Annotated in this window: 26 protein-coding genes and 1 riboswitch; of the genes, 2 read left to right on the top strand and 24 right to left on the bottom strand. The window is 64.9% G+C overall.

Annotated features, from left to right (window positions below; all coding sequences use genetic code 11):
* Position 1: 1 nt before the first annotated feature.
* From rplR to rpsL, 22 genes are all read right to left on the bottom strand, one after another.
* The gene (gene rplR, locus ASE13_RS04010) at positions 2 to 361 is read right to left on the bottom strand and encodes a 50S ribosomal protein L18 (RefSeq protein WP_200955652.1); all 360 of its coding nucleotides are present in this window, start codon (positions 359 to 361) and stop codon (positions 2 to 4) included.
* On the bottom strand, positions 361 to 894 hold the full coding sequence (gene rplF, locus ASE13_RS04005) for a 50S ribosomal protein L6 (protein ID WP_056611732.1): 534 nt from the start codon (positions 892 to 894) through the stop codon (positions 361 to 363). Before rplF ends, rplR begins: the two co-directional genes overlap by 1 nt.
* A 1-nt stretch (position 895) precedes the next feature.
* Positions 896 to 1291 (bottom strand): 30S ribosomal protein S8, encoded by a 396-nt coding sequence (rpsH, locus tag ASE13_RS04000; RefSeq protein ID WP_025560980.1) that lies wholly within the window; start codon positions 1289 to 1291, stop codon positions 896 to 898.
* 10 nt (positions 1292 to 1301) lie between these two features.
* Positions 1302 to 1607 (bottom strand): 30S ribosomal protein S14, encoded by a 306-nt coding sequence (gene rpsN / locus ASE13_RS03995; RefSeq protein WP_025560979.1) that lies wholly within the window; start codon positions 1605 to 1607, stop codon positions 1302 to 1304.
* Positions 1608 to 1626: 19 nt separating this feature from the next.
* Positions 1627 to 2211, bottom strand: coding sequence for a 50S ribosomal protein L5 (gene rplE, locus ASE13_RS03990; protein ID WP_082596351.1), 585 nt, complete (start codon positions 2209 to 2211; stop codon positions 1627 to 1629).
* A complete protein-coding gene (gene rplX, locus ASE13_RS03985; RefSeq protein WP_029936451.1) occupies positions 2204 to 2521 on the bottom strand; it encodes a 50S ribosomal protein L24 in 318 nt (105 codons plus the stop codon). Before rplX ends, rplE begins: the two co-directional genes overlap by 8 nt.
* Positions 2521 to 2889: a 50S ribosomal protein L14 gene (rplN, locus tag ASE13_RS03980; RefSeq protein ID WP_029936452.1), complete on the bottom strand. Its 369-nt coding sequence runs from the start codon at positions 2887 to 2889 to the stop codon at positions 2521 to 2523. The genes rplX and rplN overlap by 1 nt, the downstream gene beginning before the upstream one ends.
* Positions 2890 to 2951: 62 nt before the next feature.
* A complete protein-coding gene (gene rpsQ / locus ASE13_RS03975) occupies positions 2952 to 3221 on the bottom strand; it encodes a 30S ribosomal protein S17 (RefSeq protein WP_029936453.1) in 270 nt (89 codons plus the stop codon).
* Between the two features lie 10 nt (positions 3222 to 3231).
* Positions 3232 to 3435, bottom strand: a complete 204-nt coding sequence (rpmC, locus tag ASE13_RS03970; RefSeq protein WP_056611729.1) for a 50S ribosomal protein L29 — start codon at positions 3433 to 3435, stop codon at positions 3232 to 3234.
* Positions 3436 to 3440: 5 nt separating this feature from the next.
* Complete coding sequence (gene rplP / locus ASE13_RS03965; RefSeq protein WP_029936455.1) at positions 3441 to 3872, bottom strand: 50S ribosomal protein L16; 432 nt, start codon at positions 3870 to 3872, stop codon at positions 3441 to 3443.
* 12 nt (positions 3873 to 3884) lie between these two features.
* Entirely contained in the window at positions 3885 to 4592 is a 708-nt protein-coding gene (rpsC, locus tag ASE13_RS03960) for a 30S ribosomal protein S3 (RefSeq protein WP_056611725.1), read from the bottom strand.
* The gene (gene rplV, locus ASE13_RS03955; protein ID WP_037566464.1) at positions 4592 to 4969 is read right to left on the bottom strand and encodes a 50S ribosomal protein L22; all 378 of its coding nucleotides are present in this window, start codon (positions 4967 to 4969) and stop codon (positions 4592 to 4594) included. The genes rpsC and rplV overlap by 1 nt, the downstream gene beginning before the upstream one ends.
* Entirely contained in the window at positions 4969 to 5244 is a 276-nt protein-coding gene (gene rpsS, locus ASE13_RS03950; RefSeq protein WP_029936458.1) for a 30S ribosomal protein S19, read from the bottom strand. The genes rplV and rpsS overlap by 1 nt, the downstream gene beginning before the upstream one ends.
* Before the next feature lie 6 nt (positions 5245 to 5250).
* The gene (gene rplB, locus ASE13_RS03945) at positions 5251 to 6102 is read right to left on the bottom strand and encodes a 50S ribosomal protein L2 (RefSeq protein WP_056611722.1); all 852 of its coding nucleotides are present in this window, start codon (positions 6100 to 6102) and stop codon (positions 5251 to 5253) included.
* Positions 6102 to 6422 (bottom strand): 50S ribosomal protein L23, encoded by a 321-nt coding sequence (locus ASE13_RS03940; protein ID WP_056611720.1) that lies wholly within the window; start codon positions 6420 to 6422, stop codon positions 6102 to 6104. Before ASE13_RS03940 ends, rplB begins: the two co-directional genes overlap by 1 nt.
* A complete protein-coding gene (rplD, locus tag ASE13_RS03935) occupies positions 6415 to 7044 on the bottom strand; it encodes a 50S ribosomal protein L4 (protein ID WP_056611717.1) in 630 nt (209 codons plus the stop codon). The genes ASE13_RS03940 and rplD overlap by 8 nt, the downstream gene beginning before the upstream one ends.
* 2 nt (positions 7045 to 7046) lie before the next feature.
* Positions 7047 to 7805, bottom strand: coding sequence for a 50S ribosomal protein L3 (gene rplC / locus ASE13_RS03930; RefSeq protein ID WP_056611715.1), 759 nt, complete (start codon positions 7803 to 7805; stop codon positions 7047 to 7049).
* A 310-nt stretch (positions 7806 to 8115) separates the two neighbouring features.
* Positions 8116 to 8427, bottom strand: a complete 312-nt coding sequence (gene rpsJ, locus ASE13_RS03925; protein WP_029936463.1) for a 30S ribosomal protein S10 — start codon at positions 8425 to 8427, stop codon at positions 8116 to 8118.
* A gap of 155 nt (positions 8428 to 8582) precedes the next feature.
* Positions 8583 to 9776, bottom strand: a complete 1194-nt coding sequence (gene tuf / locus ASE13_RS03920) for an elongation factor Tu (RefSeq protein ID WP_056611710.1) — start codon at positions 9774 to 9776, stop codon at positions 8583 to 8585.
* Between the two features lie 79 nt (positions 9777 to 9855).
* On the bottom strand, positions 9856 to 11952 hold the full coding sequence (fusA, locus tag ASE13_RS03915; RefSeq protein WP_056611707.1) for an elongation factor G: 2097 nt from the start codon (positions 11950 to 11952) through the stop codon (positions 9856 to 9858).
* 65 nt (positions 11953 to 12017) lie between these two features.
* Positions 12018 to 12488, bottom strand: a complete 471-nt coding sequence (rpsG, locus tag ASE13_RS03910; RefSeq protein WP_056611704.1) for a 30S ribosomal protein S7 — start codon at positions 12486 to 12488, stop codon at positions 12018 to 12020.
* 55 nt (positions 12489 to 12543) lie between these two features.
* Positions 12544 to 12915 (bottom strand): 30S ribosomal protein S12, encoded by a 372-nt coding sequence (gene rpsL / locus ASE13_RS03905; RefSeq protein ID WP_029936467.1) that lies wholly within the window; start codon positions 12913 to 12915, stop codon positions 12544 to 12546.
* 313 nt (positions 12916 to 13228) lie between these two features.
* Here rpsL and ASE13_RS03900 point away from each other — a divergent pair, with 313 nt between their 5' ends.
* Both ASE13_RS03900 and ASE13_RS03895 read left to right on the top strand, forming a co-directional pair.
* The gene (locus ASE13_RS03900) at positions 13229 to 13828 is read left to right on the top strand and encodes a hypothetical protein (protein WP_056611701.1); all 600 of its coding nucleotides are present in this window, start codon (positions 13229 to 13231) and stop codon (positions 13826 to 13828) included.
* A gap of 4 nt (positions 13829 to 13832) precedes the next feature.
* Positions 13833 to 14267 carry a bactofilin family protein gene (locus tag ASE13_RS03895; RefSeq protein WP_056611698.1) on the top strand — a complete coding sequence of 145 codons (435 nt, stop codon included), beginning with the start codon at positions 13833 to 13835 and terminating at the stop codon, positions 14265 to 14267.
* 169 nt (positions 14268 to 14436) lie between these two features.
* On the opposite strand, the gene ASE13_RS03890 is transcribed toward ASE13_RS03895, so the two are convergent.
* Together ASE13_RS03890 and ASE13_RS20135 are read right to left on the bottom strand one after the other, a co-directional pair.
* Positions 14437 to 15027, bottom strand: a complete 591-nt coding sequence (locus ASE13_RS03890; protein ID WP_056611695.1) for a DUF4142 domain-containing protein — start codon at positions 15025 to 15027, stop codon at positions 14437 to 14439.
* Positions 15028 to 15086: 59 nt separating this feature from the next.
* The gene (locus ASE13_RS20135) at positions 15087 to 16319 is read right to left on the bottom strand and encodes a methyl-accepting chemotaxis protein (protein ID WP_156404727.1); all 1233 of its coding nucleotides are present in this window, start codon (positions 16317 to 16319) and stop codon (positions 15087 to 15089) included.
* A 184-nt stretch (positions 16320 to 16503) separates the two neighbouring features.
* A riboswitch (cobalamin riboswitch) is annotated at positions 16504 to 16691 on the top strand.
* Positions 16692 to 16724: the final 33 nt, after the last annotated feature.

Here is a 16724-nt window from a genome sequence, read left to right as displayed (position 1 = left end):
GTTAGAACTCCAGTCCGCTCTCACGAGCGGCATCCGCCAGCGCCTTGACGCGGCCATGATAGAGGAAGCCGCCGCGATCGAAGACGACCTGCGTCACGCCGGCGGCCTTGGCGGCCTCGGCAACGCGCTTGCCGACTTCCTGCGCAGCCGCGACGGTCGCGCCCGACTGGCCGCGCACGTCCTTCTCGAGCGTCGAGGCAGAGGCGACGGTCTTGCCGGCCGCATCGTCGATCACCTGGGCATAGATGTGCTTGCCCGAGCGATGGATCGAAAGACGCGGACGGCCTGCGCCACGCGCACGAAGCGCGGAACGGTTGCGGCGACGACGCTTTTCGAAAAGCGAAAGACCCTTGGTGCTGATCACTTCTTCTTCCCTTCCTTACGGAAGATGAACTCGCCGTCGTACTTGATGCCCTTGCCCTTATAGGGCTCGGGCTTCCGCCAGCGGCGAATCTCGGCCGCAATCTGGCCGACCTTCTGCTTGTCGATCCCCGAGATCTCGACCGTAGTCTGATCCGGGGTCTTGATCTCGATGCCTTCCGGCACGTCGATGTTCACGTCATGCGAATAGCCGAGCTGGAGCTTGAGCACCTTGCCCTGCGACGCAGCGCGATAGCCGACGCCGGTGATCAGGAGCTTCTTGGTGAAGCCCTCGGTCACGCCGGTGACGAGGTTCTGGACCAGCGTGCGCTGCATGCCCCAAAAGGCACGCGCCGCCTTGGTCTCGTTGGCCGGCTGCACCGAAATGCCGCCGTCCTCGAGCGTGTAGCTGATCTCTTCGCGCAGGTTGAGCGAAAGGGCGCCCTTGGGGCCCTTCACGTTCAGCACGCCGCCGTCGATCGAGGCGGTGACGCCTGCCGGTACGGAGACCGGTTTCTTGCCGATGCGGCTCATATCAGAAGACCTCCGCGAGCACTTCGCCGCCGACATTCTGCTCGCGCGCTTCCGCGTCGGACAGAACGCCGCGAGGCGTCGAGACGATCGTGATGCCAAGCCCGTTGCGGATCCGGGGCAGTTCCTGCGAACCCGAATAGACGCGGCGGCCGGGCTTCGAGACGCGCGCGACGTGCTTGATCGCCGGCTGGCCCTCGAAATATTTCAGCTCGATGCGGATGCCGGCGGCAGGGCCCATCTGCTCCTCGCTATAGCCACGGATGTAGCCTTCGCGCTGGAGAACATCGAGAACGCGTGCCCGCAGCTTCGACGCAGGCGTGAGGACGGAGTCCTTGCGCGCGCGCTGGCCGTTGCGGATGCGGGTGAGCATATCACCCAGGGGATCGGTCAAAGCCATCTCGTAGTCCTTACCAGCTCGACTTCGTGAGACCGGGGATCAGGCCCTTGTTGGCCAGATCCCGCAGCATGACGCGTGCGAGACGGAACTTGCGGTAATAGGCGCGCGGGCGGCCGGTCAGCTCGCACCGGTTGCGGATGCGGGTCGGATTCCCGTTGCGGGGAATCTCGGCCATCTTCAGCCGCGCGATGAGGCGCTCGGTATCATCCAAGCTCTCGTCGTTCGCCGTCGCCTTGAGCTTCGCATACTTGCCGGCGTACTTCTTCACCAGCTGCTTGCGACGCTCGTTCTTGTTGATGGAACTCAGTTTCGCCATGACTTAAGTTCTCTTTCCCTTACGCTGCCTGCTTCGCTTCGCCGTCCGCCTCGATGGGGAACGGGAAGCCGAAGAGACGGAGAAGCTCGCGAGCCTCGTCGTCGGTCTTGGCGGTGGTGGTGACGATCACGTCCATGCCGCGCACCTTGTCGATGCGGTCATAGTTGATCTCGGGGAACACGAGCTGCTCCTTGATGCCGCAGGCATAATTGCCACGGCCGTCGAAGCTCTTCGGGTTCAGCCCACGGAAATCGCGAACGCGCGGGAGCGCGATCGTGACGAAACGGTCGAGGAACTCGTACATCCGCTCGCGGCGCAGGGTGACCTTGCAACCGATCGGCATGCCTTCGCGCAGCTTGAACTGTGCGATCGACTTCTTCGCCTTGGCGATGACGGGCTTCTGGCCGGCGATGAGTTCCATCTCCGAAGCAGCCTGCTCGACCTTCTTCTTGTCCTGGGTGGCCTCGCCAACGCCCATGTTCAGCACGATCTTGTCGATCCGCGGAACTTCCATGACGTTCTTGTAGCCGAACTTCTCGGTCATCGCCTTGGCGATGCTCGTGTCGTACAGGCTCTTGAGGCGCGGGGTATACTTATCAGCCACTGATGACCTCCCCGGTCTTGACCGCAACGCGGACCTTCTTGCCGTCGCGCTCTTCGAAGCGGACGCGGGTCGCCTTGCCGTCGGCGGTCACGTGCGCGACCTTCGAAATGTGCATCGGCGCTTCCGAACGCTTCAGGCCGCCCTGGGGATCGCCCTGGCTGGGCTTGACGTGGCGCACGGCGACGTTGACGCCCGAGACGACGACCTTGCCGTCCTTGGGCAGCGACTTGACGACCTCACCGGTCCGTCCCTTGTCCTTGCCGGACAGAACGATGACCTGGTCGCCCTTCTTGATCTTGGCAGCAGCCATCACAGCACCTCGGGCGCGAGCGAAATGATCTTCATGAAGCCGCGCGAACGCAGCTCGCGAACCACCGGCCCGAAGATACGAGTGCCGATCGGCTCCTCGTTCTTGTTGACCAGCACCGCGGCATTGCCGTCGAAGCGGATCACCGAGCCGTCGGCACGACGGACATCCTTGGCGGTGCGAACGATGACCGCGCGATGCACGTCACCCTTCTTCACCTTGCCGCGGGGAGCAGCTTCCTTGATGCTGACGACGATCACGTCGCCCACGCCGGCGAAGCGACGCTTCGACCCGCCCAGCACCTTGATGCACTGCACCCGCTTCGCGCCGCTGTTGTCAGCGACGTCGAGATTGGACTGCATCTGGATCATCGATCCGGTTCCTTCTCGTTTGGCCTGCCGGGACCAGTGGCCCGGTGGTTCCAGTTAAAATGTTAGGCTTCGGCAGCCTTCGACGGCGTCGCGTGGGTATTGACCCGCTCGATCACCTTCCACGTCTTCAGCTTGGAAATCGGCGCAGTCTCTTCGATGCGCACGGTCTCGCCGGCCTTGTACTCGTTGCCCTCGTCATGGGCATGATACTTCTTCGAGCGACGGATGATCTTGCCGTAGAGCGGGTGCTTAACCTTACGCTCCACCAGCACGACGACCGTCTTGTCGCCCTTGTCGGAAACCACGTTCCCGGTCAGCACGCGCTTCGGCATGGTCTCTTCCTTACTTCGCTTCCGAGCGCGAGCGCTCGGTCTGCAGCGTCTTGATACGGGCGATGTCGCGACGGACTTCCTTGACCCGGCTCGACTTCTCGAGCTGGCTGGTCGCGGCCTGGAAGCGCAGGTTGAACGCCTCGCGCTTCAGGTTGCCGAGCTCCTCGCTCAGCTGGTCCTCGGTCTTCGCACGAAGATCGGTAGCCTTGGTCATTTCTATCAACCCTCCAGGTGCGAGGTGTCGCCTAGACGGGCGACGACCTTGACCTTGATCGGCAGCTTCATCGCTGCGCGCGAGAACGCTTCCGCGGCGAGCGGTCCGGGAACGCCGTCCAGCTCGAACAGGATGCGGCCCGGCTTGACGCGAGCTGCCCAATATTCCGGCGCGCCCTTGCCCGAGCCCATGCGGACTTCGGCCGGCTTCGACGAAACCGGAACGTCCGGGAAGATGCGAATCCACAAGCGCCCCTGGCGCTTGATGTGACGCGTGATCGCGCGGCGAGCCGCCTCGATCTGGCGCGCGGTGATCCGCTCGGGCTCCATCGCCTTCAGGCCATAGGAACCGAAGTTCAGCGAGGTGCCGCCCTTGGCATCGCCATGGATGCGGCCCTTGAACTGCTTGCGGTGCGCAAATTTCTTTGGTTGCAGCATGTCCTGGTGTCCTTAGCGGCGATCGTCGCGCGCGGGGCGCACGCCGGTCGTCTGGGCTTCCATGTTGAGCCGGTCCTGCGCCATCGGATCGTGGCCGAGAATCTCGCCCTTGAAGATCCAGACCTTGACGCCGCACACGCCATAAGCGGTGTGCGCAGTGGCTTCGGCGTAATCGAGGTTGGCGCGCAGCGTGTGCAGCGGCACCCGGCCCTCGCGATAGCCTTCGTTACGTGCGATCTCGGCGCCGCCGAGACGGCCACCGCAAGCGACGCGGATACCGTCGGCACCCAGACGCATCGCCGACTGAACGGCGCGCTTCATGGCGCGGCGGAACGCGATGCGGCGCTCCAGCTGATCGGCGATGCCCTGCGCGACGAGCTTGGCGTCGACTTCGGGCTTGCGGATCTCGACGATGTTCAGCGAAACGTCGGACGAGGTCATCGCGCCGAGCGTCTTGCGCAGCTTCTCGATGTCCGTGCCCTTCTTGCCGATGATCACGCCGGGACGCGCAGCGTAGATCGAGACGCGGCACAGCTTCGCCGGACGCTCGATCACCACCTTCGAGATCGCGGCCTGCGGCAGCGTCTTGACGATGTACTCGCGCATCTTGAGATCTTCGAGGAGGAGGCGGCCGTAATCGGCGCCTTCCGCGAACCAGCGGCTGTCCCAGGTACGGTTGATCTGCAGACGCAGGCCGATCGGGTTGCTCTTGTGACCCATTATGCTTCTTCCTGCTCGCGGACGACGATGCGAAGACGGCTGAACGGCTTCAGGATGCGGGTGGACTTGCCACGGCCGCGGGTCGCGAAGCGCTTCATCGTGATCGACTTGCCGACCGAAGCCTCGGCGACGACAAGCGCGTCGACGTCGAGGTTGTGGTTGTTTTCCGCATTGGCGATCGCGGAAGCGAGAACCTTGCGCGCGTCGACCGCCATCGCCTTGGTGGAGAACTGAAGGATGTTCAGCGCATCACCGGCCTTGCGGCCGCGGATGAGGCCCGCAACGAGGTTCAGCTTCTGGGCCGAACCGCGGATCTGGGTCGCAACGGCCAGCGCTTCCTTGTCGCCGACCTTGCGGGGTGCCTGGGGCTTGGACATTAGCGCTTACCCTTCTTGTCGGCGGCATGGCCGGGGAAGAAGCGGGTCGGAGCGAACTCGCCCAGCTTCATGCCGACCATGTCTTCGTTGACCGACACCGGCACGAACTTGCGGCCGTTGTAGACGCTGAAGGTCAGGCCGACGAAGTCGGGCAGGATCGTCGAGCGGCGCGACCAGGTCTTGATCGGCGCACGCGCGTTGGTCTCCTGCGCGGTCTGCGCCTTCTTCAGGAGGTGGAGGTCCACGAACGGACCCTTCCAGACGGAACGAGCCATGAGCGGTTAGCCCTTCTTCTTGGCGTGACGCGAACGGATGATCATCTTGTCCGTCGCCTTGTTGTGGCGGGTGCGCGCACCCTTGGTCGGCTTGCCCCAGGGCGTGACCGGATGACGGCCGCCCGAGGTCCGGCCTTCACCACCGCCGTGCGGGTGGTCGACCGGGTTCTTGGCGACACCGCGCGTCAGCGGGCGGATGCCCTTCCAACGATTGCGGCCGGCCTTGCCGAGGTTCTGGTTCTGGTTGTCGGGGTTCGACACCGCACCAACCGTCGCCATGCAGTTCGCGTGGATGTAGCGCTGCTCGCCCGAGTTGAGGCGGACGATGACCATGCCGCGGTCACGACCGACGACCTGGACATAGGTGCCTGCCGAACGGGCGATCTGGCCGCCTTTGCCCGGCTTCATCTCGACGTTGTGGACGATGGTGCCGACCGGCATCGAGCCCAGCTCCATGGCGTTGCCCGGCTTCACGTCGGTCTTCTTGCCGGCGATCACCTTGTCGCCGACGCCGAGGCGCTGCGGAGCGATGATATAGGCGACGCGGTCCTTGCCCGCTTCGTCCTTGCCGTAATTGACCAATGCGATGAACGCGGTGCGATTGGGATCATACTCGATCCGCTCGACCGTGCCCTCGATGTCCCACAGGCGGCGCTTGAAATCGACGATGCGATAGCGCTGCTTGTGGCCGCCGGCGATGCCGCGCGACGTGACGTGGCCCTTGTTGTTGCGGCCGCCGGTCTTGGTCTTGCCCTCGGTGAGCGCCTTGACCGGGCGACCCTTGAACAGGTTCGAACGGTCGATCAGGATCAGCCCGCGGACGCCTGGCGACGTCGGGTTATAATTCTTGAGTGCCATTACGAATTGACCCCCGAGGTCACGTCGATCTGCTCACCGTCGGCGAGCGTCACGATTGCCTTCTTCATGTCGGAGCGCTTGTAGGGAGCACCCTTCCAGCGCTTGGTCTTGCCCTTCTGGACGATCGTGTTGACGCCGGTCACCTTGACATTCCAGAGCGCCTCGACGGCGGCCTTGATCTCGGGCTTGGTGGCGTCGCCGGCGACCTTGAACACAACCGCGTTGTGCTCGGAGACGAGCGTCGACTTCTCGGTGATGTGCGGAGCGACGATCACGTCATAATGACGGTTGTCGATCGCTTCCTTCTGCTTCTTAGCCATTGAAGCGCGCCTCCAGCTTCTCGACGGCAGCGCGGGTCAGGACCAGCGTGTCGCTCTTCAGGATGTCGTAGACGTTGGCGCCGATCGCCGGCAGCACGTTGACCGTGTGCAGGTTGCCGGCGGCGAGCGCGAAGCTGTTCTCGACGGCGTCGCCGTCGATCACCAGCGTCTTCTTGCCGAACTTCAGCGCCTCGAGGCTGCCGAGCAGCGTCTTGGTCTTGCTGTCGGCAACGCTCAGGCTGTCCATGACGATCAGCGAGCCGGCCTTGGCATGGCTGCTGAGAGCCATCTTGAGGCCGAGTGCGCGGATCTTCTTGTTCAGCGACGGATTGAAGTCGCGGACGCGGGCGCCGTGCGCCTTACCACCGCCGATGAACACCGGAGCGCGGCGATCGCCGTGACGGGCGGTGCCGCCGCCCTTCTGGCGGCCGAACTTCTTGCCGGTGCGGGCGACGTCGGCGCGCTCACGCGTGCCACGTGCCGTCTCGCGGCGCTTCTCGAGCTGCCAGGTGACGACCCGGTGCAGGATGTCGGCGCGCGGATCGAGGCCGAAGACCTCGTCGTTGAGCTCGATGTCCGCGGCCTTCGCCTTGGCGTCGAAGGATTGAACCTTGACCTTCACGTTCAGCCCTCCTGGCCTTCGGTCGCTTCCGGAGCCGCAGTCTCTTCAGACGGCGTCTCGGCGGGAGCGGTGTCGTTGTTGTTGGCAACCTGCTTGAGGCCGGCCGGGAACGGCGCGTCCGCATGACGGTCGACCTTGACGGCGTCCTTGACGAACAGCCAGCCGCCCTTCGAGCCAGGGACCGAACCCTTGACGAAGATCAGGCCGCGCTCGACGTCGGTGCCGACGATCTCGAGGTTCTGCTGGGTGCGATACTTGTCACCCATGTGGCCGGCCATCTTCTTGTTCTTGAAGACCTTGCCCGGATCCTGGCGCTGACCGGTCGAACCGAGCGAGCGGTGCGAGACCGAGACGCCGTGGGTGGCGCGCAGACCGCCGAAGCCCCAGCGCTTCATGCCGCCCTGGAAGCCCTTGCCCTGGGTCTTGCCCTGGATGTCGACGAACTGGCCGGCGACATAATGGTCGGCCGAAATCTCGGCGCCCACTTCGAGCAGGCCGTCCGCATCGACGCGGAATTCGTGGACTACCGCCTTGGGCTCGACTTCGGCCTTGCCGAAGTGGCCGCGCTGCGGCTTGGAAACGTTCTTGCTCTTCGCCGAACCGGCGCCGAGCTGGACGGCAGTGTAGCCGTCACGACCTTCTTCGCGGACGGAGACGACCTGAACGCCTTCGAGTGCCAGAACGGTGACCGGCACGTGGCGGCCGTCGTCCTGGAACAGGCGGGTCATCCCCAACTTCTTCGCGATCACGCCAGTGCGCATGACCTGTTGCTCCTATACAGAGGCACCCGACGGACCATTCCCCCGGGTGCGTGCCTCAGCCCAAAATATGATGCGAGCCCCCGTCTGGGCTGAACCCTGCCGAAGCGGGGTGACGGGGGACGCAGACCCGGTTCTCCCGAAGGAGGCCGGCGGTATCCCTATCTCGTTTTGAGTGCGCCCGCGGCGCCCTCTTGCCCCTTGCGTCGGATCGGGATGATCCGGTCGAGGAACGGTGCGAATCCGGCAAACCGGAACTCGCGAATCTCGTGGAGGCGCGCCTTTACGTCAGCGACGCTTCCCTGTCCAGCCTTTAGGCCAGCTTGATCTCGACATCGACGCCGGCAGCGAGGTCCAGCTTCATCAGTGCGTCGACGGTCTGCGGGGTCGGCTGCACGATATCCAGCATACGCTTGTAGGTGCGGACTTCGAACTGCTCGCGCGACTTCTTGTCGATGTGGGGACCACGGTTGACCGTGAACTTCTCGATCTTCGTCGGAAGCGGGATGGGACCACGGATAAGGGCGCCGGTACGTCGGGCGGTGTCGGCGATGTCGCCGGTCGCCTGGTCGAGCACTCGGTGATCGAACGCCTTCAGGCGAATACGAATATTCTGCGTTTCCATGGTACCTGCCAATGCGAAAGAGCGGGCCTCGTAGTCGAGGCTCTTGCTGTTAAACCCAAAACCGGAGGCGCGCCCTTACAGCGCCCCTCATAAAAAGGCAACCGCCCGGCGCTCTCTTTTTGAGAGAGCGCCGGGCGGTTGTTTATCCCTTAGTCTTACTTGTCGATCTGCGCGACGACGCCTGCACCGACGGTGCGGCCGCCTTCACGGATCGTGAACCGCTGACCAACGTCCATGGCGATCGGCGCGATGAGCTTGATGCCCAGAGCGACTTCGTCGCCCGGCATCACCATCTCGGTGCCGGCCGGCAGTTCGATCGTGCCGGTCACGTCCGTGGTGCGGAAGTAGAACTGCGGACGATAGTTGGCGAAGAACGGCGTGTGACGGCCGCCCTCGTCCTTCGACAGAACGTAGACCGACGACTGGAAGTCGGTGTGCGGCTTGATCGAGCCCGGCTTGGCCAGAACCTGGCCACGCTCGACTTCTTCACGGCCCACGCCGCGGATCAGCGCGCCGATGTTGTCGCCGGCCTGGCCCTGATCGAGCAGCTTGCGGAACATCTCGACGCCCGTGACGGTGGTCTTGCGGACGGTCTCCTGGATGCCGACGATCTCGACTTCCTCGCCAACCTTGACGATGCCGGTCTCGACGCGGCCGGTGACCACGGTGCCGCGGCCCGAGATCGAGAACACGTCTTCGATCGGCATCATGAACGGCTTGTCGAGCGGACGCTCCGGCTGCGGGATCGACTCGTCGACCGCGGCCATGAGGGCCAGGATCGCTTCCTTGCCGAGCTTGTCGTCCGAACCCGACAGAGCTGCGGTCGCCGAACCACGGATGATCGGAATGTTGTCGCCGTCGAACTCGCGCTTGCTGAGCTCTTCACGGATTTCCATCTCGACCAGCTCGAGGATTTCCTCGTCGTCGACCAGGTCGACCTTGTTGAGGAACACGACCATCGTCGGCACGCCGACCTGGCGGGCGAGCAGGATGTGCTCCTTGGTCTGCGGCATCGGGCCGTCGGTGGCGGCGACCACGAGGATCGCGCCATCCATCTGCGCGGCACCGGTGATCATGTTCTTCACATAGTCGGCGTGGCCCGGGCAATCGACGTGCGCGTAGTGACGAGCAGCCGTCTCATACTCGACGTGTGCGGTCGAGATGGTGATGCCGCGCTCGCGCTCTTCCGGTGCCTTGTCGATGTTGGCGAAGTCGACGGCGACGCCGCCCGACGTTTCGGCCAGAACCTTGGTGATCGCTGCGGTCAGCGAGGTCTTGCCGTGATCGACGTGACCGATGGTGCCGATGTTGAGGTGCGGCTTGTTCCGCTCGAATTTTGCCTTCGCCATTGCTTTCCTACCTTCTGGATCAATTTCGCGGCCGGTCAGGGCGCCACGCGAACGCGGCCCCTTAGCGACTCATTTCGGGTTACGCCAGCTTCGCCTTCACTTCGTCGGCCACATTCGCGGGCACTTCGTCGTAATGCGAAAACTGCATGCTGTATTGCGCGCGGCCCTGGGTGAACGAGCGGAGCTGGTTCACATAGCCGAACATGTTCGCCAGCGGCACCATCGCCTCGACGGTCTGCGCGTTGCCGCGGCTGTCGGTGCCCTGGATCTGCCCGCGACGGCTGTTCATGTCGCCGATGACGTCGCCCAGATAATCCTCCGGAGTGACGACCTCGACCTTCATGATCGGCTCGAGCAGCTTGATGCCGGCCTTCTGGGCCGCTTCACGCATCGCGCCACGCGCGCAGATTTCGAACGCCAGCGCCGACGAGTCGACGTCGTGGTACGCGCCGTCGGTGAGGTGCACCTCGAAGTCGATGATCGGGAAGCCGATCAGCGATCCGGTCTCGGCGGTCTCGCGGAAGCCCTTCTCGACCGAAGGGATATACTCCTTGGGAATATTGCCGCCCTTGACCTCGTCGAAGAACTGGAAGCCCGAGCCACGCTCGCCGGGGACCACGGTCACCTTGACGCGGCCGAACTGACCCGAACCACCCGACTGCTTCTTGTGGGTGTAGTCGATGTCGACCTTCTTCGCGAGATACTCGCGATACGCCACCTGCGGCGCGCCGACATTGGCCTCGACCTTGAACTCGCGCTTCATGCGGTCGACGAGGATCTCGAGGTGGAGCTCGCCCATCCCCTTGATGATCGTCTGACCCGATTCGTGATCGGTCGAGACGCGGAACGACGGATCCTCGCGGGCGAGACGATTGAGCGCGACGCCCATCTTCTCCTGGTCGGCCTTGGTCTTCGGCTCCACCGAAAGCTCGATGACGGGATCCGGGAACTCCATGCGCTCGAGGATGATCGGCGCGTTGATGGCGCAGAGCGTGTCCCCGGTCGTGGTGTCCTTGAGGCCGGCCAGCGCGACGATGTCGCCGGCATAGGCGATCTGGATGTCCTCGCGATCGTTCGCATGCATCAGCAGCATGCGGCCGACCTTTTCCTTCTTGTCCTTGACCGAGTTGGTCACCTGCGACGCGGCCTCGAGCTTGCCCGAATAGATGCGCGCGAAGGTCAGCGTGCCGACGAACGGATCGTTCATGATCTTGAACGCCAGCGCCGAGAACGGGGCTTCGTCCGAAGACGGACGCTCGTCCGCGGTCACGCCGTCGAGCTTGAGGCCCTGGATGGCGGGAACGTCGAGCGGGCTCGGTAGATAGTCGACCACGGCGTCGAGCAGGGGCTGCACGCCCTTGTTCTTGAACGCCGAGCCGCACACCACCGGCACGAACGCCATGCCGAGCGTGCCCTTGCGGATCAGCTTCTTCAGGTCGGCGACCGACGGCTCATTGCCCTCGAGATACGCCTCCATCAGGGCGTCGTCCTGCTCGACGGCCATTTCGATCAGCTCGCTGCGATACTTGGCAGCCTTTTCGGCCAGATCCGCAGGGATATCCTGATATTCGAACTTCGCGCCCAGGCTCTCTTCGAGCCAGATGATCGCGCGGTTCTCGACCAGATCGACCAGGCCCTTGAAGCCGCCTTCGATGCCGATCGGCAGATACAGCACGGCCGGACGCGCGCCGAGGCGCTCGATGATCGAGTTCACGCAGAAATAGAAGTCCGCGCCGGTGCGATCGAGCTTGTTGATGAAGCACATGCGCGGCACGCCGTACTTGTCGGCCTGGCGCCACACGGTCTCCGACTGCGGCTCGACGCCGGCAACGCCGTCGAAGCATGCGACCGCACCGTCGAGCACGCGCAGCGAACGCTCGACTTCGATCGTGAAGTCGACGTGGCCGGGGGTGTCGATGATGTTGATGCGGTGCTCGGGGCCCTTGCCCTCTTCGGCCGACCAGAAGCAGGTGGTGGCAGCCGACGTGATCGTGATCCCGCGCTCCTGCTCCTGCTCCATCCAGTCCATCGTCGCAGTGCCTTCGTGCACTTCGCCGATCTTGTAGGACTTGCCGGTGTAATAGAGGATGCGCTCGGTCGTCGTCGTCTTGCCGGCGTCGATGTGCGCCATGATGCCGATATTGCGATAACGCTCGAGCGGATGGCTGCGGGCCATGATCTTAAGTCCTTAGCGATGCGGGGAGCCGGACGGTCCGGCTCCCCACGATATAGGTAGGAAAGTTACCAGCGGTAGTGGCTGAAGGCGCGGTTCGCTTCGGCCATACGGTGGGTATCTTCGCGCTTCTTGACCGCGTTGCCGCGATTGTTGGCGGCATCCATCAGTTCGCCCGAGAGGCGGGCCGACATGGTGTGCTCGCTGCGATTGCGCGCGGACGTGATCAGCCAGCGGATCGCAAGTGCCTGGGCACGCTCCGGACGGACCTCGACGGGAACCTGGTAGGTCGCACCGCCGACGCGGCGCGAACGGACCTCGATGCCCGGCTTGATGTTGTTGAGTGCGTCATGGAACACGCCGATCGGCTCGCGCTTGGCGCGCTGCTCGACGGTTTCGAGCGCCGAATAGACGATGCCCTCGGCCACGGACTTCTTGCCGTCCAGCATGACCGAATTCATGAACTTGGTGAGAACCTCATCCCCGTAAACGGGATCAGGCAGGATTTCCCGCTTTTCGGGACGACGACGACGAGCCATCTGATATCTTCCTTCTAAACTTCAGCCATTGGTGGCGGGCATAAGCCCGGCCGGCTTACTTCGGACGCTTTGCGCCGTACTTGGAACGCGACTGGCGACGATCCTTCACACCCTGCGTATCGAGCACGCCGCGAAGGACGTGATACCGAACGCCGGGAAGGTCGCGCACGCGGCCGCCGCGGATCAGGACCACCGAGTGCTCCTGAAGATTGTGGCCCTCGCCCGGAATGTACGAAATGACTTCGCGCTGGTTGGTCAGGCGGACCTTCGCAACCTTGCGGAGCGCCGAGTTCGGCTTCTTCGGGGTCGTGGTGTAGACACGGGTGCAGACGCCGCGCTTCTGCGGGTTCTGCTCCATCGCAGGGACCTTGGACTTGGCCTTCTGCGGTTCGCGGCCCTTGCGGACCAGCTGGTTGATCGTTGGCATGAAGCCCTTCACCTTTAAGTTACCGGATGATCCGGCGGTTACTTTGCTGGAGCCCAGATTCTTCTCGAAAAAATCAAATCTCTATAGAATACGAAAAGGCCCCGGGTGTCTTTGACCCCCCGGGCCATTGCGTCTCCAGCAACGTTCAGCTCTTTGTTCCCCGAGTCTTATGCCTTGTGAGGCCCTCGCGGAACGGGGGCGCCTATAGCTGTGGAGGCATGCGGGGTCAATGGGGCGCCCGCCACGATATGCACCACGATCGGGCGTCACGATAAGAGAGCGTCAACCCATCGCGCGCTAATGCGGGCGAAGCATGCTTGTACCCCCCGGATATGGCGCCGTCACGCGGCCGATCGCGCTGCGGCTCGCCCCCGCGCTCGCCGTGCTGGCGACGACGCTGCTCGCGGGCATGACCGGCCCCTCGCGGCCCGGCGCGTGGCAGATGCTCGATTCGGCGGCAGCGATGGCAGTGACCGGGCTCCTCCTCGCGGGAGCGGCGGGCCTGCTCGCCTGCCACCTCGCGCAATTGACCGCCCGCCCCTTCCCTTCCCTTTCGGCGAGCGCGCTGCCCGCCGCGCTGATTGCCGGCGCGGTTCCGGGACTCGGCATGGCGGCGTTGTTCGTGCCGCTCGTGCTCTGCGGTCATGCGGCAACGCGCTCGCGGTTCCGGCCGGCAGCCCTGTTCGGCTTGTTCGGCGCCACGGCCGGGATCGGGAGCATCTGGATCGACAGTCCGGCGCTGGGCACCTCTGCCTCGCTGGCGATGCTGGCGGCGGCTTCGCTGTTGCTCCGCGACGCCGGGCGCGCCGCGATCAACGATAATCGACCAGTCGAGCGGTTCGGCGCATTTTGGATTCCGCCCGACAATGATAGGCACGCAACGCGGGCTTCGAGTCCCGGGCTGGGGGAGTAACCTTATGTTCAATGGTAACAAACGCGACGATCGGCCCGCGAGCCCGGCGCAGACAAACGGGCGCGGGCGCGGCATGTTCTCGGTGATCGGCCCCGACATGGCAGTGACCGGCGACGTCCGCGCGACCGCGGACCTCCATATCGACGGAAGCATCGAGGGCGACGTCTATTGCGGCAACCTGGTCCAGGGCCCGGAGAGCCGGATCGTCGGCGGCGTCACTGCCGAGACCGCGCGGATCGCCGGGACGATCGAGGGCAGCGTCCACGTAAAGCACCTCACGGTCGAGCGCTCGGCGAAGATCGTCGGCGACCTGGAATATCAGGACATCACCATCGAGAATGGCGGACATGTCGACGGCCGGCTCAAGCGGACCGGCGGCGAAGCCGCGGCGACCGGGCCCCGCGCAGTGCCCGACGTGGCGCAGGAAGAAGCGGCCTAAACCTCCTCCTGTGCTCCGGCGAAGGCCGGAGCCCCGGCGGCGAGCTACGGCCGCCTGATATACCTCCACCGTCACCCCCGCGAAAGCGGGGGTGACGAAGTAGGGACCAGACGCGAAAGAGGCGCCGCTTTCGCAAGCGACGCCTCCCTCTTTATTCCGTATGCGCGGCTTACAGACTCTTGATCTTCTTCAGATGCGCCTGGACGATCTTCTCGGCATCGCCCGCGAATTTCTTGAGCTCAGGCACGTCGCCGGTGGCGGCGTAATCCTTCACCGCGGCGAGCGCCTTTTCGTGCGCCGCGACCTGCTGGGTCTTGTAGGCCGCGTCGAACGCCGCGCCGTCGGCCGAACGTAGCGCGGCGAGATTGGCTTCCTGCTCGGTGGTGAGCGCCGGATTGGGCGTAATCGCCGGGCTGGCCTTGGCGCCGGCCGCCTTGAGCTTGTCGGTCGAGGCGGTGTGATGCTCGACCATCATCTTGCCGAAGTCCTTGAGGCCCTGGGCCTGCGCCTTTTCCTGCGCGAGCTTGCCGGCCTCGATCTCGTAATAGTCGCTGGCGCCGACATCGTTGGCGAACTTCTGCGCCGGCGACAGTGCCGCATCCCCCATCGCCATATTGTCGGCTATGTTGGCGTCGGCGGGCACATCCATGGCCGAAATGTTATCGGTGGTGGTCGTATTGGCGGTCGTCGTCTCGTTGCCGCCGCAGGCGGCCAGAGCGAGCGCGGGGACGAGCCCCAGGATCAGATGGTGCGTCTTCATGGCAAGGCGGTCCTCCTAGGCTTGCCACAACGCAGCCCTGCCGCCCGCGTTCCGCAGATTCACGCCGCGCGAAGCTCCGCCAGAAACGCCTCGAGCTCCCCGGACAGCGCCCCCGCGCCCTCCTGCAACCGCGCGGCGCGCGTCCGCATCGTGTCGACGCTGTCCTGCGCCGCGCGCGACGTCTCGCCGATCGCGGCGACATCGTCGTGGATCGCGGCGCTGGCGGCGACCGCCTCGTCGACATTGACGGCGATCGTGCGGGTCGCGGCTTCCTGCGCCATCACCGCGGCCTGCACCCCGCTTGCCAGCTCGGCCATCGCCTCGATCGCGCATTCGACCTCGGCGTGGCCGCGCGCGACATCGTCGATGCCGTGGCGGATCTCGCCGACATGCGCGGCGATGCGTGCGGCGGCGGTGCTGGTCTGGCTCGACAGCTGCTTCACTTCGTGCGCGACGACCGTGAAGCCGCGCCCCGCCTCCCCGGCGCGCGCCGCCTCGATCGTGGCATTGAGCGCGAGCAAATTCACGCGCGCCGCGATCTCGCTGATCAGGGCGATCACCGAATCGATCGTCTGCGCGGCGCTCAGCAGCTCGCGCGTGCGGTTGCTGCCTGCGGCAACCAGATCGGCCGCGCGCGACGCCGCGCCGCGGGTGGCATCGCTGCTCCGTTCGATCCGCGCGAGCGCGCCGGCGAGGCCGCGGCCGCGCTCGGCGATCTCGCCGATATTGTCGCGGGTCTGCGACGCCGCCGACGCCACCGCGACGGCGCGGTCGCCGAGATCGGAGGCGCGGCCGGCGGTGCCCACGGCATCGTGCTGCAGCTCGGTGGCGAGCGCGCGCATCGTCCGCGACAGCGAAGTCACTTGTGCCTCGAACCGGAGGCTCGCCTGCTCGATGCGCTCGGCGCGTTCGACGCGGGCGCGGGTTTCGCTGCGCTCCTGTTCGGCGGTCATGTGGAGCAGGCGGCGATTGGTGAGCACGCCGGCAACGCGGCCATGGCGGGTGAGGATCATCCCCTCGCTGCCATTGGCGGCGCGATAGGCTCGGGTCAGCGCACCCACGTCCCGCGTCATTTCCGCCACCGGGCAATCGCGTACTAGCCGGGCGACGGCGTGGCCGTAACTGGGGTTGCGCAGGAGCGCGTGGCCGAAGGGATTGAGCAGCAATTGCCGCACGTCCTTCTCGAACACCGCGCCGACCGGATGATCCGCGGCGTCGACCACCGGCACCAGCCGGATGTCGGTGTCGCGGGTGAAGATGTCGACGGCCTTGAACAGGGAATCGCGCAGCATCAGCAGCGGCGGGTTCGCCTCTTCCGGGCTGAGCCAGTCGGGGGACGAGCGAGACAATGGGGACAAAGCGGTTCGCATGCGGCGCTTGTGCGGCAGGCTGGTAAACGCCGGATTGACCGTTGGTTACACCTCCGTGACAAACCCATATTTATTTCGCAGTTGCAGCGAACGCACCCGCGGCGTAGAGGCCGCCGCCGTGACGGGTGTCCCCGCAAGGGGATGAAAATGGGAACTCGGTTCGAACCCGAGGCTGCCCCCGCAACTGTAACCGGCGAGCATTCGCGCCATCATGCCACTGGAGCACATCCGGGAAGGCGGCGCGCATGTAGTGACCCGGGAGCCAGGAGACCTGCCGGTCACAGTCGATTCCTTTGCGCGGGCGGGGTGCACCGGGCGAACGAGGGC

This window comes from Sphingomonas sp. Root241 (genome assembly GCF_001428865.1).
In the GTDB taxonomy this organism is placed as follows: Bacteria; Pseudomonadota; Alphaproteobacteria; order Sphingomonadales; family Sphingomonadaceae; genus Sphingomonas.
This window is presented reverse-complemented; position numbering and strand designations above follow the sequence as displayed.

Excerpts from the sequence above, each read along its gene's own strand:
- rplF (WP_056611732.1), bottom strand. The coding sequence starts at position 894 with ATGAGCCGCATCGGCAAGAAACCGGTCTCCGTACCGGCAGGCGTCACC.
- rpsH (WP_025560980.1), bottom strand. The coding sequence starts at position 1,291 with ATGGCTTTGACCGATCCCCTGGGTGATATGCTCACCCGCATCCGCAAC.
- rpsN (WP_025560979.1), bottom strand. The coding sequence starts at position 1,607 with ATGGCGAAACTGAGTTCCATCAACAAGAACGAGCGTCGCAAGCAGCTG.
- rplX (WP_029936451.1), bottom strand. The coding sequence starts at position 2,521 with ATGGCTGCTGCCAAGATCAAGAAGGGCGACCAGGTCATCGTTCTGTCC.
- rplN (WP_029936452.1), bottom strand. The coding sequence starts at position 2,889 with ATGATCCAGATGCAGTCCAATCTCGACGTCGCTGACAACAGCGGCGCG.
- rpsQ (WP_029936453.1), bottom strand. The coding sequence starts at position 3,221 with ATGCCGAAGCGCGTGCTGACCGGGAACGTGGTTTCCGACAAGGGCGAC.
- rpmC (WP_056611729.1), bottom strand. The coding sequence starts at position 3,435 with ATGACCAAGGCTACCGATCTTCGTGCGAAGACCGAGGACCAGCTGAGC.
- rplP (WP_029936455.1), bottom strand. The coding sequence starts at position 3,872 with ATGCTGCAACCAAAGAAATTTGCGCACCGCAAGCAGTTCAAGGGCCGC.
- rpsC (WP_056611725.1), bottom strand. The coding sequence starts at position 4,592 with ATGGGTCACAAGAGCAACCCGATCGGCCTGCGTCTGCAGATCAACCGT.
- rplV (WP_037566464.1), bottom strand. The coding sequence starts at position 4,969 with ATGTCCAAGCCCCAGGCACCCCGCAAGGTCGGCGACAAGGAAGCGCTG.
- rpsS (WP_029936458.1), bottom strand. The coding sequence starts at position 5,244 with ATGGCTCGTTCCGTCTGGAAGGGTCCGTTCGTGGACCTCCACCTCCTG.
- rplB (WP_056611722.1), bottom strand. The coding sequence starts at position 6,102 with ATGGCACTCAAGAATTATAACCCGACGTCGCCAGGCGTCCGCGGGCTG.
- ASE13_RS03940 (WP_056611720.1), bottom strand. The coding sequence starts at position 6,422 with ATGGCTAAGAAGCAGAAGGAAGCGATCGACAACCGTCATTATGACGTG.
- rplC (WP_056611715.1), bottom strand. The coding sequence starts at position 7,805 with ATGCGCACTGGCGTGATCGCGAAGAAGTTGGGGATGACCCGCCTGTTC.
- rpsJ (WP_029936463.1), bottom strand. The coding sequence starts at position 8,427 with ATGGAAACGCAGAATATTCGTATTCGCCTGAAGGCGTTCGATCACCGA.
- tuf (WP_056611710.1), bottom strand. The coding sequence starts at position 9,776 with ATGGCGAAGGCAAAATTCGAGCGGAACAAGCCGCACCTCAACATCGGC.
- fusA (WP_056611707.1), bottom strand. The coding sequence starts at position 11,952 with ATGGCCCGCAGCCATCCGCTCGAGCGTTATCGCAATATCGGCATCATG.
- rpsG (WP_056611704.1), bottom strand. The coding sequence starts at position 12,488 with ATGGCTCGTCGTCGTCGTCCCGAAAAGCGGGAAATCCTGCCTGATCCC.
- rpsL (WP_029936467.1), bottom strand. The coding sequence starts at position 12,915 with ATGCCAACGATCAACCAGCTGGTCCGCAAGGGCCGCGAACCGCAGAAG.
- ASE13_RS03900 (WP_056611701.1), top strand. The coding sequence starts at position 13,229 with ATGCTTGTACCCCCCGGATATGGCGCCGTCACGCGGCCGATCGCGCTG.
- ASE13_RS03895 (WP_056611698.1), top strand. The coding sequence starts at position 13,833 with ATGTTCAATGGTAACAAACGCGACGATCGGCCCGCGAGCCCGGCGCAG.
- ASE13_RS03890 (WP_056611695.1), bottom strand. The coding sequence starts at position 15,027 with ATGAAGACGCACCATCTGATCCTGGGGCTCGTCCCCGCGCTCGCTCTG.
- ASE13_RS20135 (WP_156404727.1), bottom strand. The coding sequence starts at position 16,319 with ATGCTGCGCGATTCCCTGTTCAAGGCCGTCGACATCTTCACCCGCGAC.